The organism is Acidovorax sp. 59 (assembly GCF_002754175.1).
GTDB classification, from domain to species: Bacteria; Pseudomonadota; Gammaproteobacteria; order Burkholderiales; family Burkholderiaceae_C; genus Acidovorax; species Acidovorax delafieldii.
On the sequence record NZ_PEET01000001.1, the window covers coordinates 1,704,308 to 1,717,453 of the forward strand.

12 protein-coding genes are annotated in these 13,146 nt (G+C 63.3%); 4 read left to right on the top strand and 8 right to left on the bottom strand.

The genetic code is table 11. The annotated features are described in order from the left end of the window. Positions 1-8: 8 nt before the first annotated feature. The 3 genes from CLU87_RS07695 to CLU87_RS07705 are packed head-to-tail and all read right to left on the bottom strand — an operon-like array spanning position 9 to position 3,911. Entirely contained in the window at positions 9-710 is a 702-nt protein-coding gene (locus tag CLU87_RS07695; RefSeq protein WP_099730055.1) for an alpha/beta fold hydrolase, read from the bottom strand. Then, positions 707-2,464, bottom strand: coding sequence for a class I adenylate-forming enzyme family protein (locus CLU87_RS07700; protein WP_099730056.1), 1,758 nt, complete (start codon positions 2,462-2,464; stop codon positions 707-709). The genes CLU87_RS07695 and CLU87_RS07700 overlap by 4 nt, the downstream gene beginning before the upstream one ends. Positions 2,465-2,468: 4 nt before the next feature. After that, positions 2,469-3,911: a carotenoid oxygenase family protein gene (locus tag CLU87_RS07705; protein ID WP_099732093.1), complete on the bottom strand. Its 1,443-nt coding sequence runs from the start codon at positions 3,909-3,911 to the stop codon at positions 2,469-2,471. A gap of 106 nt (positions 3,912-4,017) precedes the next feature. Between CLU87_RS07705 and CLU87_RS07710 the strand changes: the two genes are divergently transcribed. The 3 genes from CLU87_RS07710 to CLU87_RS07720 all read left to right on the top strand — a co-directional run bounded on the left by CLU87_RS07710 (position 4,018) and on the right by CLU87_RS07720 (position 6,701). Further along, on the top strand, positions 4,018-4,818 hold the full coding sequence (locus tag CLU87_RS07710) for an IclR family transcriptional regulator (protein ID WP_099730057.1): 801 nt from the start codon (positions 4,018-4,020) through the stop codon (positions 4,816-4,818). Between the two features lie 450 nt (positions 4,819-5,268). After that, positions 5,269-5,679 (top strand): limonene-1,2-epoxide hydrolase family protein, encoded by a 411-nt coding sequence (locus CLU87_RS07715; protein ID WP_099730058.1) that lies wholly within the window; start codon positions 5,269-5,271, stop codon positions 5,677-5,679. 71 nt (positions 5,680-5,750) lie between these two features. Continuing rightward, entirely contained in the window at positions 5,751-6,701 is a 951-nt protein-coding gene (locus CLU87_RS07720; RefSeq protein ID WP_099730059.1) for an SDR family NAD(P)-dependent oxidoreductase, read from the top strand. An 85-nt stretch (positions 6,702-6,786) separates the two neighbouring features. Here the strand turns inward: CLU87_RS07720 and CLU87_RS07725 are convergent, their stop codons facing one another. Next, positions 6,787-7,674 carry a LysR family transcriptional regulator gene (locus CLU87_RS07725; protein ID WP_099730060.1) on the bottom strand — a complete coding sequence of 296 codons (888 nt, stop codon included), beginning with the start codon at positions 7,672-7,674 and terminating at the stop codon, positions 6,787-6,789. A 113-nt stretch (positions 7,675-7,787) separates the two neighbouring features. On the opposite strand from CLU87_RS07725, the gene bla reads away from it, so the two are divergent. Then, entirely contained in the window at positions 7,788-8,702 is a 915-nt protein-coding gene (gene bla / locus CLU87_RS07730; protein WP_099730061.1) for a class A beta-lactamase, read from the top strand. On the opposite strand, the gene argA is transcribed toward bla, so the two are convergent. The 4 genes from argA to CLU87_RS07750 form a co-directional block, all read right to left on the bottom strand. Next, positions 8,699-10,045, bottom strand: coding sequence for an amino-acid N-acetyltransferase (gene argA / locus CLU87_RS07735; RefSeq protein WP_015014347.1), 1,347 nt, complete (start codon positions 10,043-10,045; stop codon positions 8,699-8,701). The two genes, bla and argA, sit on opposite strands and share 4 nt — an antisense overlap. Before the next feature lie 86 nt (positions 10,046-10,131). Further along, positions 10,132-10,629: a hypothetical protein gene (locus tag CLU87_RS07740; protein WP_099730062.1), complete on the bottom strand. Its 498-nt coding sequence runs from the start codon at positions 10,627-10,629 to the stop codon at positions 10,132-10,134. Between the two features lie 28 nt (positions 10,630-10,657). Continuing rightward, positions 10,658-12,670 carry an AAA family ATPase gene (locus CLU87_RS07745; RefSeq protein WP_099732094.1) on the bottom strand — a complete coding sequence of 671 codons (2,013 nt, stop codon included), beginning with the start codon at positions 12,668-12,670 and terminating at the stop codon, positions 10,658-10,660. A gap of 100 nt (positions 12,671-12,770) precedes the next feature. Continuing rightward, the gene (locus CLU87_RS07750) at positions 12,771-13,016 is read right to left on the bottom strand and encodes a hypothetical protein (RefSeq protein ID WP_015014345.1); all 246 of its coding nucleotides are present in this window, start codon (positions 13,014-13,016) and stop codon (positions 12,771-12,773) included. Positions 13,017-13,146 lie beyond the last annotated feature (130 nt).

Here is a 13,146-nt window from a genome sequence, read left to right on the forward strand (position 1 = left end):
ATAGGGGGTCAGTTCAGCCAGTCGCGCAGGGTTGCCACGACGGCGCCGGGCTGCTCGAGAGGCAGCATGTGGCCTGCGTTATTCACAAGGCGCATTTGGGCACCTGGCACGGTGGCAACCAGTGCTTCGGAAAGGGCTGGCGGGGTGATGCGGTCCTGGTTACCGCAGAGCACTCGCACGGGCAGTTGCAGCCCTCCCAGGGCGGCCCGGTGGTCGCTGCGGGCCATGATGGCGCGCGTCTGCCGTGTAGCGGCCTGGGGGCCTACGTCGCGCATCATCTGGCACAAGGATTCGTGCAGCGCGGGGGCGGCATTGGGCGCAAGACCACGGCGCGCAATGCCTTGCAACATGCCCTCAAAGTCCTGTGTGAACGCTGCGATGGCCTTCTCCCGCCCCGCAACACCCTCGGGGGATTCGGGCATGCAGGAGGTGGACAGCAACGCGGCGGCCCGCCAAGTGCGCCGGGGCTGTGCGAGCATTTCAATGGCGACATAGCCCCCGAGCGAAAAACCGGCCAGCACACACGGCACGCTGGCGGGCACATCGGCGAGCAGAGCCCAGGCGTCGTCGGCCATGTCGGCGATGTGGCTCTGGGTGCTCACATCGGCAATGCGCACGTCCGCCAGGGCGCACAGGTCTGAAGCCACCTCGGCCCAGAGGCGGGCGTCGTTGAGCATGCCAGGGATCAGCAGGAGAACGGGTGCCGTCATGCCGTGCGCCCCTGGGCAGCCGCCGCCTGGGTGTTGGCGATCAGCTGATCGCGCAGCACGCGTTTGAGGACCTTGCCTACGGGGTTGCGCGGCAGTACATCTAGTACCGCTATTCGCTCGGGCAGCTTGAAGGCGGCCACTTGCTCGACACGGCGCAGGTGCTCCACCAGTTCCGCCAGCTCGATGGTCTGGCCCGGCTGCTGCGGCACGACCACCGCGCACACGCGTTCACCCAGCACATCGTCGGGCCAGCCGATGACAGCGGCTTCGCGCACTTTGGAGAAGGACAGAAGAAGGCTCTCAACCTCCTCCGAGGAGATGTTCATGCCCCCGCGCACCACGATATCTTTGTGCCGACCTGCGAACAGATAAAACTCGTTGCGCTCGCCCGCGATCTCGAACAAGTCGCCCGTGCGATAGAAACCCTGCGCATCGAAAGCCCGGGTGGTGAGCTCGGGTGCGCGGTAGTAGCCGCTGAAGATGGTCGGGCCTTTGAAACGCAGTTCGCCCACCTGGCCGGGCTCGGTGATGTCGGTTTCGTCGTCGAGATTCACCAGGCGTGTCTGTATCTTGCGTGCGTTGGAGAGCGACCAGGAGTAGCCCGGCACGCCCACGCGTGGGAAGTAGCGCGCACGCTGGCGGCGATCAGGAACGTCCTGCGGGGTGGAGGACAGCGCCGCCCCTTCGTTGGAGCCGAAATAGTTGACGACCTCAATGCCGAACTGGGTGTGACATTGCTCCACCAGCCATTCCGCCAGGGGCCCGCCGCCCGAGCCCAGCCGGTGCAGTCGGCTGAGGTCGACCCCTTCGAGCTTCTCGGGAGACTTGAGCAACATGCTCAGAACGGCAGGCGCTGCCACGGTGTAGTCCATGGGATCGCGGCGCAACTGTTCTATGAAGACCTCGATGTCGAACGGGTGGTGGTGGTGCAGTGTTCCGCCCACCATGAGCCAAGCCACGAGGCTGGTGGAAACGCCGGCCATGTTGACAAACGGGAACGGGATCAGAAGCTGCGCCCCAGGCTGCAGTTGTCCGGCTTCAATGACTGACTGGCCGACGATCATCCATTCGTTGTGGTTGCGTGGCACGCCCTTGGGCTGGGCCTCCGTGCCGGATGTCCAGCAGATTGTCACCACATCATGTGCGCTGACGCTGATGGCCTGCATGTGGGCGTGCAGCTGCGCCGCGTCCCAGGCGGGTGTCGCCGCCAGTTCGGGCAACAGGGCCGAAATGTCATGAGTCTCTTCTGCGGCGGTCGCATCGCCCAGCGCCCACACTTGCTTCAGTGCAGGTCGCTGTGCGCGCAGCGAAGACCATTGCGCCGCCTGGGCGTAGTGCCCCACCCGGGCCGTGGTGATCGCCAGGCGAGCGCCGGTCATGTCCAGCACATGCAGCAGTTCGTGGGCGCGGTACTGCACCGGTACGGGGGAGACCACGATGCCACTGATCGCGCAGGCCAGATAGATGGCATGCATCTCCACGCAGTTGGGTAGCTGCATCACCAGCACGTCATCCTTGCGCAAACCCTGTCGGTGCAGGAAGGCAGCGTATTGGCCCACCTGCATTTGCAGTTGCCACCAGGTCCACCGCTGGGGTGGCTCGCCGGTGATGGCCTGTCGGTTGGGTGCATCGACCACGGCCAGCGCCTGCGGAATGCGCTGCACGGTGTCCAGGAACAGATCGCCGAGGGTGCGATCACCCCACCAGCCTTGGCGCACATATTCGTCTATGCGCTCTTTGGGAACTAGAATCATGGGGTCACTTCCAACGGTCAAGGGTTTGCTGACTGACAAAGGTGGCGTGAAAACCGTGCGGAACGCGGCGTGGCAGCAGGACACGGGCCACCGGCCCTTCGGCCATGCGTGCACCCTTGCAGTCAAACACCTGGATTTCCGACCGTTCGTCGATCGGATTCCATACATAGGTCACGAGATAGCCATCGTCTTCGCTCTGGGCGTTGTCACGCACTGCAAAGCCGGGTTCGTTGTAGAAGAACTGCGGCCCGGCGCTGAACGCAACGTAGCCCCCGGTGCGCAGGTCGTACTTCACCAACCCCGGGAAGCGCGGCTCCTCGCGACCGCCTTGTGGGAACAGCACGTGGTACGAGTAGGCGTTTTTGCGGCCCTGGTAGAGGCTGTTGATGACTGGGAACTCGGTGTTCAGTACGTCGTCGATCACGCGTTCGCTGGTTTGGCCTGTCGTGAGGTTGAAGCGCCATTCATACAGCCAGAAGTCACGCTGGCGCAAATGGATGGTCTGTTCCAAGCGTTGTGCATCGGGCTGGCCATCCGGGCCGGGGTGCAGGCGGTAGGGCGTGCCCAGCATCACCACCTCGTCGCCGTCTTCCCAGGCGTTGACTACATGCAGCATGTACGCTGGTTTGGCCGTGAACCAGCGGATCTCGCTGGTCTGGCCATAGCGGGGCACCACGGCGAACCGCGTGGGCTGGTCGGCGTGAAAGCGCAGCTTGTAGCGTCCTTTGGCCAAGGCCTCGGCATCGGGCTTGAGCGGGAAGTCGTGCAGGATGGTGTAGTGCTCGGTCACCGCCATGTCATGCGGTAGCGTGGGGCCGTGCAGGGGGATCTCGATCTTGTGCTTGAGCTGACGGTCAGGGCCGATGACGCCATAGGTCATGTAGGGCGGCTTCAGGTCGTAGTCGAAAAACATCAACTCGCCGGTATGCTCATCGGGGCGTGAATGTGCTGACAGGCGATTGATAGCTCCGCCATAGTCGGCCGTGCCCAGGGTTTCCAAGGTCTCTGCATCCAGCGCGTAAGGCATGCCGGAGCGGTACCACATGCTGATCAGGCGGCCCGCGTGGTATTTCACATCGGTGTTCGATGTGTTCTTTAGTGGCTCATCCTTGCGATCTGCCCGCCACGGCTCTTTGAGGCCTTTCCACAGCGTGTGGCCTGCGGCTTGCTCTTCGCTAAGTCCTGAGGTCTTTATCCACCGGTTGCGATAGCTCGCCTGGCCTTGCTGAAAGCGTACGGCGTGCAGCATGCCGTCGCCATCGTAGGCGTGGTAACGCCAGTCGGGGGCAAAGTAGGGATTGGGGCCGTTGCGCACATAAAGGCCGTTGAGGTCGTCGGGTAACTTGCCGATGACCTCCATGTTCTCGAATATGTCTTCCGATGGAATCGGCCCGTTGTTGCCACGGAGCGCAGGGATCTCGTGCTCCGGCAGATCGTGTAGCTGCATCGTCTTGTCTCCTGTGTTCATGAATCTCTTGAACATCGGAGAGGAACGTAAAAAGTTCTGATTTCCAGTGGTGCAGGTGTTTCGATATATTGATTAGCATTGCGATATGTCAAACACAAACGAGATCCAGCGGCGTACGCCCCACGACTTGGCTGAATATGAGGGCGACCGCCAGTTCGCCACCACCTTGGCGCGGGGCATGCAGTTGTTGCGTTGTTTCACACCCGAAGAGCCGGTGCAGGGCAATCGTGAGTTGTCACGCCGCCTGCAATTGCCAGCAGCCACAGTGTCGCGATTGACCTATACGTTGATGGCTTTGGGTTACCTAGCGCAGGATGAGCACAAGGGAAAATACCGGTTGGGATCTGCCGTCCTGTCCTTGGGCTACCCATTGCTTGAGCTGTTCACCATCCGTCGCCGCGCGCGCCCCTTGATGATGGAACTATCGCAGTCTGTAGGGGGCTCAGTCTCGATAGGAATTCGCGACCGGGTCAGCGTTGTGTATATCGAAGCCCTCAGTTCGCACAACAAGCGTATCTACCCTCTGGATGTCGGTACCAACCATTCTTTGGCTGGTACTGCTATCGGGCGCGCTTATCTGATGGCGTGCTCCCCAGTAGAAAGAGAGTCCGTGTTGAACCAGCTGCGACTCAAAGCTCCACAAGAGTGGGAGCGCCACTCTGTTGAGTTGCTGCGCAACATCAGCGAGTACCCACGGCTGGGTTGCTGTGTATCAGTGGGCGAGGTGCACTCTGATGTGCAGGCGGTGGCGGTTCCTCTGGGCCGCATTGACCGAGGCGAACCTGCCGCATTGAATTGTTCTTTCCAGGGGCGTGCACTCAACCGTGATTGGCTTGTTCGCGAGATCGCACCCCAACTGCAGACGCTGGCCCGCCAGCTCATGTAAGGCACATTTTCGAAAACCTGTGGCGCCAGGGCGTCAGCGCGCATGCATTTTTCAGCGAATGCTCTGAGGCGGTTGTTACCCAGTGAACATCACCCCAAGAACCTGTCGACGCCGCAGGCGTTGCAGTGGAATCTTTCAGGCGATCTTCGATTCGGCTTGTCTCGGTATGCGCCGTGGTAACTCACAGTCCAAGAATCGCCTCTTCAAAGGTTTTTGGGTCTCAAATTCCCATCCTGCAAGATAATTTGCAAATAATTCTTCATGGATGGGATTTAACTCGGTAGATTGGCATATCTACAGCGAGCTTGCAGCGCCTGCGATGGTGCTCAAGGTCGCATGGATCAAGCAACGAGTGCGACCCGTTGTGACTGCAGTCTTGCGCAGTGTGACTGCGCATCGGACAGTCATCGCGCAACACGTCGCACTCCGCCTTCAACCGAGGACCCCCCAATGAACGAAACGATAAGCGACGAACAAAAAATTTCCATCTTCAAGGAAATGGCACGTGCTTGGCACGATCAGGAATGGCGCACTTGTGCCGATCTGTTTGCGGTAGACGGCGTGCTGCACTCTGTCATGCTCGACCCGGTGGTGGGTCGCGAGACCATCTATAACCGCATCTCCAAACTGGGCGGCGCGCACAAGGAGGTGACATTGCACATTCACCGCATCGGTTCTATCGACGGTGCTCTGGTGGTGGAGCGCACCGATGAAATTGTGCTGAATGGGGTCAAGGGTGAGTGCCCTGTGGTGGGCGTTCTGGAATTCGCGGGTGACAAGATTGCGCTTTGGCGCGATTACTACGATCGCGCCCAACTGGAACGCGCTGCTGGCCATACCACGGCTCCCCGACATTCCTGAGCGCAGTTATTTGTCTTCCGCAGAGGCCGCACTGCTGCTGCCTTGTTCCCCCCATCACACTGGTCGACGCCATGGCTACCAACGCGAAAGTTCCCCTGAAAAAACTCATCGGCTTTTACTGCCGCTTTACTCCCAGCTACAGCCAGATCGGCTACTACGCCCGCAGCCTTTTTTGGCGCCGTTTGCAAGGTCAATTCACGGGCCAGACCTGGCTGGTTGTCGGCGGATCTGAAGGCATCGGCGGCTCGGCCGCACGTTCGGCTATCGCCGGAGGTGCCACCGTTATCAATGTGGCCCGCAATGCCAAGAAGCTTGCGGCATTTGCTGATTCCACGACCCATCCAAGCAAAGTGATACCGGAGGTTGCGGATTTTTCGTTGCGCCAAGATGTGTGGACTTTGCTGGACCGGCTGGAGGCGCGTGGCGTCAAGATCGATGTTCTGATCAATAACGTGGGCATTCAAAAGCGCGATCAGATAATTACCAGCGAGGGGTTGGAGACCTCGTTTGCGACCAACATCCTCAGTCACTACCTGTTCACCCGTGAGCTACTGAACCGTGGGATGCTCAGCGATGACGCCACGGTGATCGAGGTGTCCTCTGGTGGCATGTACAACCACATGCTGGTGACCAAAGACCTGAACATCACAGGCGAGGGCTACTTGGGGGTGCGTGCTTACGGGCTATCGAAAAGGGCCCAAGTGGTCATGACCCAGTATTGGCGCCAGAAATTCGCGCGTTCGAAGCGCCGGTTCTATGTTGTTCACCCAGGATGGGTAGACACCGCCGCCGTGGGGCGTTCGATGCCCCGCTTTCGCGCAACGCTCAAGTCGGTGCTGCGCAAAGATCACCAGGGTGCCGACACGATCGTATGGCTGGCAGAAATGCGCCCTCCACAGGGATCCGATGAGTCGATCTGGTTTGATCGCCGAGAGCGTACGGCGCATATCTTTGCGCATACACCCAAGACCACGGACACTCCAGAGACTCTGATCCGGTACCTGGAGTCCTATTGCACGTAGCCCCCGCTGGAGGGCACTCTCCCTGGGAGCCTGTCCGACTGGAGTGCAAACACATCTACTGAATCGATGCGCTGCGTGTTTTTAGTCATGGCCCGGCAAAGTCCGACAGGCTTCCAGCGCTGACCTGTGACATCAGCCAGTCCCGGAACGCTGCCATGGCCCCCGTGGTGGTGCGCGATTGCAAGCGGGTCAGCCAGTAGGCGCCCCGGTGCAGCTCTTGCGCAAAGGGCTGCGCCAGGCGGCCCTGCTGCAGTTCGCGCGCGAACATCTTCACTGGCAACAGCGCCATGCCCGCGCCCTGCGCCGCCGCCTCGGCCAGCGTTAGGGAAGAGTCGAACACCGCGCCGCGCACCACGGGGCAGGGCGCACCCGCAGCCTCGAACCAGGCCGTCCATTCGTCGGTGCGGTAGCTGCGCAGCAAGGGCTGGCGCGCCAGGTCGGCCACCGTGCGCAGGCCATGGGCCAAGCCGGGCGAGCACATCACGGACATTGGCGCATCCATGATGCGGTCGGCCTGCGTGCCGTGCCAGGCACCGTCGCCAAAGCGGATGGCGTAGTCCAGCCCTTCGCCTGCCATGTCCACCCGGTTGTTGTGCGTGAGCAGGCGCAGGTCCACAAAGGGGCAGGTCTGCTGAAAGTCGCGCAGCCGGGGCAGCAGCCAGCCCACCGCGAAGGTGCCCACGGCGCCCACGGTCAGCACCTCGCGCGGGCGGGTGTCGCCCAGCTTCTCCAGTGCGCGCTGCAGGTTGCCAAACGATTCCACCACCACCGGCAGCAGGGCCTGGCCTTCGTCCGTCAGCGCCAGGCCGCGTGGCAGGCGGCGAAACAGCGGTTTGCCCAGCCGGTCCTCCAGCTTGCGGATGTGCTGGCTCACGGCGGTCTGGGTCACGTGCAGCTCCTGGGCGGCGCGCGTGAGGTTCAGGTGGCGGGCCGAGGCCTCGAAGGCTCGCAGAGCATTGAGTGGCAGGTGCATGGCGCCAAAAGGTCAAAGTTTTTCTTGGGGCTTTTGGCAATTATTGTCGATGGTGCTGGGGGCTGAACCTCCGTATCGTTCGAGCCTTGTTCCCCACTACGCTTTCAATCGATATGCAAAGAAGACAGTTTTCCTTGGGTTTCATGGCCGCCACGGCCATGCCTTTATGGGGTTGTGCAGCTGCCAGCAACCCAGACCGCCGCGAGCAGACCGCCAGCGCATGGAACGATGCCCTCGCCAGCATCGAACGCGCCGCCCAGGGCCGTCTGGGGGTGGCCATGCTGGACACCGGGTCGGGCCTGGCGCTGGGCTGGCGGCAGGACGAGCGTTTTGCCATGGCCAGCACCTTCAAGCTGGTGTTGGCCGGCTGGATGCTGGCTCTGGTGGACCAGGGCAAGGAGCGGCTGGATGCGCGCGTGCATTACCCGGCCACCGACGTGGTGGCGTACTCGCCCGTCAGCGGCCCGCGCGCGGGCGATGGTGGCGGCCTGACGGTGGGTGAGCTGTGCTCTGCCACCGTCAGCCTGAGCGACAACACCGCTGCCAATGTGCTGCTGGCCCGCCATGGCGGGCCGGCCGGGTTCACCGCGTTCGTGCGTTCGCTGGGTGACGAGGTCACGCGGCTGGACCGCACCGAGCCCACGCTGAATGAGGCTGCCGTGGGCGACCCGCGTGACACCACCACGCCGCTGGCCATGCTGCAGACCATGCAGAAACTGGTGCTGGGCAACGCGCTCAGCCCCATGTCCCGGGCCTGGCTGCAGCGCTGGCTGGTGGAGACCAGCACGGGCGATAAGCGCCTGCGCGCCGGTGTGCCGGGCTGGAAGGTGGGCGACAAGACGGGCACGGCGGGCGACAGCGGCACGGCCAACGACATTGGCGTGTTGTGGCCGCAGGACGGCGGCGCGCCGGTGCTGGTGACCTGCTACCTCACGCGCTCCAAGGCGTCGCCGGAGCAGCGGGATGCGGCGATTGCGCAGGTGGCGCGCGCCGTGGCGGCCGCGCGCGAGACTTTCACCCGCTCTTAGAGCTTCTTGACCAGCACCTGGCTCTTGCGGTCCCAGTTGTACTTGCGCTTGCGGGCGTCGGGCAGCCAGTCCGGGTCCACGGGGGAGAAGCCGCGCTTGATGAACCAGTGCATGGTGCGGGTGGTCAGCACAAAGATGCTGTCCAGCCCCAGCAGGCGCGCGCGCTGCTCGATGCGCTTGAGCAGCTTTTCGCCGTCGCCCGTGCCCTGGCTTTGCGGCGATACCGTCACCGCAGCCATCTCGGCCGTCTTGGCTTCGGGGTAGGGGTAGAGCGCCGCGCAGCCAAAAATCACGCCGTCGTGTTCGATGATGGTGTAGGTGGCGATGTCGCGCTCGATCTCGGTGCGGTCGCGCTTGACCAGCGTGCCGTCCTTCTCGAAGGGCTCGATCAACTGCAGGATGCCGCCCACGTCGTCAATCGTGGCCTCGCGCAGCTCTTCGAGCTTTTCGTCGATGACCATGGTGCCGATGCCGTCGTGCACATAGACCTCCAGCAGCAGCGAGCCGTCCACCGCAAACGGCAGGATGTGGCTGCGCTCCACGCCGGCCTTGCAGGCCTTCACACAGTGCTGAAGGTAAAAGCCCGTGTCGGTGGGCTGCTGCGCCGGGGGCAACTGGGCCAGCAGCGCCTGCGCGGCGGCCAGCGGCAGCTCGGTGTCGATGGGGTTGTCGTCGCTCTCGGGCTCGGTGGGCGACATGCGGATGCCCTGCACCTCGGTCAAAAAGATGAGTTTGTCGGCCCGCAGCTCGATGGCCACGCTCGTGGCCACTTCTTCCATGCTCAGGTTGAAGGCCTCCCCCGTGGGCGAAAAGCCAAACGGCGACAGCAGCACCAGCGCGCCCATGTCCAGCGTGCGCTGGATGCCGGCCACGTCCACCTTGCGCACCAGGCCCGAGTGCTGAAAATCCACCCCATCCACAATGCCCACGGGCCGCGCCGTGAGAAAGTTGCCCGAGATCACCCGCACCGTGGCGCCCGCCATCGGCGTGTTGGGCAGGCCCTGGCTGAACGCTGCCTCGATCTCGTAGCGCAACTGCCCGGCGGCCTCCTGCGCGCAGTCGAGCGCCACAGAGTCAGTGATGCGGATGCCATGCGAATACTTGGCCGCATGCCCCTTGGCCGCCAGCTGCTCGTTCACCTGCGGGCGAAAACCGTGCACCAGCACGATCTTCACGCCCATGGCCTGGATCAGTGCCAGGTCTTGCGCAATGCTGTGCAGCTTGCCGGCCGCAATCGCCTCACCCGTCAGCCCGATCACAAACGTCTGGTTGCGGAACTTGTGGATGTAGGGCGCCACCGAGCGGAACCAGGGGACGAAGGTGAAATTGAAGACGGCGGACATGGAGAAAGGTGTTTGGGGCAGTGGTGGTAATGCGCGAGGAGCGAATGATAAGTGTCCTTAGCGACCGGGTGCTGGGATTTGCACGCTCAGCCAGGGTGACCGACGAACAGCGCTGCGATGCGGCTGCGCCAGCGTTCGGCATCTTCCCGCCGGTCAAACCCGCCCAGCTGCATGGGACGCTCGCCACGCACTGTCAGGCGCAGCACATGGTAGGGGCCGTCTTCTGAGGTGCGTTCCACCACCTCTGGTGGTGCAAAGCGATCAAACCCAATGTGCACGGTGCGGCCCACCAGAGGCCAGCGCGAGGTGCGCCGCACCTGGCGCCTGGCTGGGTCGAAATGTAGGGTCAGCACCCGCCCCAGAGCAATCGCCAGAAACAGCGCACCCATGGCGCAGGCCGCCACCACACACGCGGCGGCCAACAGCAGGTGCAGCCACGGGGTCCGGGCCGTGGCGTGCATCACAAAGGGAACAGGAATCAGGAACATGCCCAGCGCAATGGCGCCCACAAAGAGGCGCATCGGCACCGAGATGTGCTCGGCGTAGTGCAGCCCGTCACCGGACTCGGAAAACCCGCTGGCCATGTCGATCCTTGGTCCTTCGTGCCGGGTGTTACGCCAGCTGGGGTGCAGCGGACGCCGCCCCGCGCGCACGAAACGCGCTGAGTTTGGCACCAAAAGGCTCCAGCACCAGGCCTTCTTCGGGCAGGGTGCCTGCGGCATCTGAGGGGGGCGCCAGCGCAATGCGGCAGCCCTGGAGCAGCGCCACCATCTCCGCGGGGGCGATGGTGCCGTGTTCCAGCAAGGCGTCCACCGTGCGCCCCAGTGCCTCGTGGTGCGTGGTCAGCAGCGCCTGGGCGCGCTGGTATTGCTGCTGCATCAGCGCCTCGATGGCCTCGTTGCTCGGGCCGATGTCGGTGTTGACGTGGTTGTCCATCTCCACGGTGACATCGGTGCGGGCCAGCCGCACGCCAAAGCCATGGTGGCGGATGTATCGCGCCGCCTCGGCCGTCACCTGCTTGAAGTCCTGCTCGGCCCCGGTGGTGCAGGCCATTTCGCCAAACACCAGTTCCTCCGCCACGCGGCCTGCCAAGCCTACGCACATCATGTCCAGCGCGTTCTGGCGCGTGGTGGCCTTGAGGCTGGAGAAGCTGTTGTACCCGCCCTCGAACGAGGCGATGTTGATCTTCACCTCTTGGGGAGCATGCCCAAACAACACGCAGTAGGCCAATCCGTGGCCCGCCTCATGCACCGCCAGCAGGGCCCGAAAGTCTGCATTGGCCCGCTGCTTGAGCCGGTTCAGCTCCAGCGTCACCGCAAACGCAGCCTGCACCGTGCCCGCAGGCCCCTGGCCCGACACCAGCAGGTGGCGCTTGTCGGGCGCCAGGTGAATGGCGAACTCCTGGTCCGTTGAGAGCTGCTCCTGCACCACCCACAACGCGGCGTTGACCAGATTGGCGCTCAGGATCGCGTGCACTGAGGAGAACAATGGCCGCGTGCCCTGCGCAGGGAACACGGCGTTGGCATACAGCTCGCTCAGCACATCCTGCCCGATGGCAAATCGCACGCCACACTGCGCGGCAATATCGTCCACATAGCGTGTGCACAGGTTATGGATGAGGCGCTCATACGTTGCCTTGCTGAACGACGGGTAGACCACATGTTCATTGCCCAGCCGCGCGATCTGCTCGGGCTTGAAGCGCTCGCCCAGCGCCTTCTTCACATCGATGAGCGACAGCTTGCGGGTCAGGCGGTGAAAGATGTCGGCATCGGTGTCGCAGTCTTCCACGCGCTGTGCGGTCTCGTGGTACATCTCGTCGAGGTTGCCGCATACAAACACCAGCAGCTTGCTGTAGTCGGTCTCCCACGCATGGCTGGACTGCTGAAAGCTGGCAAACAGCGCCTGCACCTTGGCGGGCGGCCACTGCATGATGGCGGACAGCGGCTCCTGCAGCTTCAGCATGCGCTTGAGTTCTTGCGCATCCCAGGCGTCCAGCTGAAAGCGGTAGGGTTTCTTGCCTGCGCGATCGTCGTCGCCATCTTCGGCGCGCTCAGCCTCGTAGTGCGCATCGGCCAGCTTGCGCTCGATGTTGGACAGCGCGCTCAACGCGGGTGGCAGGCGCCCGTCGGACAGCAGCGTCCACACGTCCTGGTAGCGCTCCACCTTCACGTCGGCGCCCTTGGTGTCCACCGTGCGAAACCGCTGGAACTCGTCCAGCACCAGGATGCCCGGCGTGCCTTCGTGAATGCCCGAGTCGCCCAGCATGCCCGAGATGGACGAGCTGCGGTAGCTCGCGCCGTGGCTGAAGCCGTCCATCTGCACTTCCACAAACCGGTCGTAAAAACCCAGCAGCTGGGCCAGCCGCCGCGTGAGCTGCGTCTTGCCTGTGCCGGTCAGGCCCCACAGGCAGACGATGACCGGCCGGGTGATGAGCTGCGGCAGCACGTACCAGGCGCGGATGGCATTGATCACGCGGTCGATCACATCGTCGATGCCGAGCAGATCGGCTTTCAGTTGCAACGCCGCGTGGGCCAAAGCCTGCTGGCGCTGGGCCAGCTCTGCGCTGCTGGCAACCGGTGTGAGGGGCGCGGTGGCCTGGGCACGCACAGGGTGCGCTGAGTGCATCGGGGATGGATGCGCTGCCAGCGTTGGCGCGCCGGCCAGCGCCGGATGCGGAGTGGGATGCCGCTGGTGTGGCGGCAGTGGGTTGTTGAAGGGACTCATGTCAATCGTTCAAGAAAGGGTTCTGGATCGCCTTGCGCAGGGCGACGTTGTCCGCGCGGCGCTGGGCCCCACGGGTTCGGATGTGCTTGCCAGCCGCGCTGGACAGGCTGCGTTGGGCCAGCGCTGCGGCCACAGGGTTTCGGGGCGGGCCCGAGGCTTCGAGCTTCAGCACCAGGGGCTGCTTCATGCGACGCAGCTTCTTGATTTCACCCTGGGCGAAGGCCCGAGACAGTTTTTTGGCACTCATGGTGTGCGCGTACTCCACAAACAAAAAACCCCGGCGATGGAGCCAGGGCTTGCGGAGCGCGTGAAAGAGTGCGCGGGTGCATTTGCCATGGCTGAACTGCGTGTGCACAGTCCAGCCGGGGCGGTGGACT

Excerpts from the sequence above, each read along its gene's own strand:
- bla (WP_099730061.1), top strand. The coding sequence starts at position 7,788 with ATGCAAAGAAGACAGTTTTCCTTGGGTTTCATGGCCGCCACGGCCATG.
- CLU87_RS07725 (WP_099730060.1), bottom strand. The coding sequence starts at position 7,674 with ATGCACCTGCCACTCAATGCTCTGCGAGCCTTCGAGGCCTCGGCCCGC.
- argA (WP_015014347.1), bottom strand. The coding sequence starts at position 10,045 with ATGTCCGCCGTCTTCAATTTCACCTTCGTCCCCTGGTTCCGCTCGGTG.
- CLU87_RS07715 (WP_099730058.1), top strand. The coding sequence starts at position 5,269 with ATGAACGAAACGATAAGCGACGAACAAAAAATTTCCATCTTCAAGGAA.
- CLU87_RS07705 (WP_099732093.1), bottom strand. The coding sequence starts at position 3,911 with ATGCAGCTACACGATCTGCCGGAGCACGAGATCCCTGCGCTCCGTGGC.
- CLU87_RS07740 (WP_099730062.1), bottom strand. The coding sequence starts at position 10,629 with ATGGCCAGCGGGTTTTCCGAGTCCGGTGACGGGCTGCACTACGCCGAG.
- CLU87_RS07695 (WP_099730055.1), bottom strand. The coding sequence starts at position 710 with ATGACGGCACCCGTTCTCCTGCTGATCCCTGGCATGCTCAACGACGCC.
- CLU87_RS07700 (WP_099730056.1), bottom strand. The coding sequence starts at position 2,464 with ATGATTCTAGTTCCCAAAGAGCGCATAGACGAATATGTGCGCCAAGGC.
- CLU87_RS07710 (WP_099730057.1), top strand. The coding sequence starts at position 4,018 with ATGTCAAACACAAACGAGATCCAGCGGCGTACGCCCCACGACTTGGCT.
- CLU87_RS07750 (WP_015014345.1), bottom strand. The coding sequence starts at position 13,016 with ATGAGTGCCAAAAAACTGTCTCGGGCCTTCGCCCAGGGTGAAATCAAG.
- CLU87_RS07720 (WP_099730059.1), top strand. The coding sequence starts at position 5,751 with ATGGCTACCAACGCGAAAGTTCCCCTGAAAAAACTCATCGGCTTTTAC.
- CLU87_RS07745 (WP_099732094.1), bottom strand. The coding sequence starts at position 12,670 with ATGCACTCAGCGCACCCTGTGCGTGCCCAGGCCACCGCGCCCCTCACA.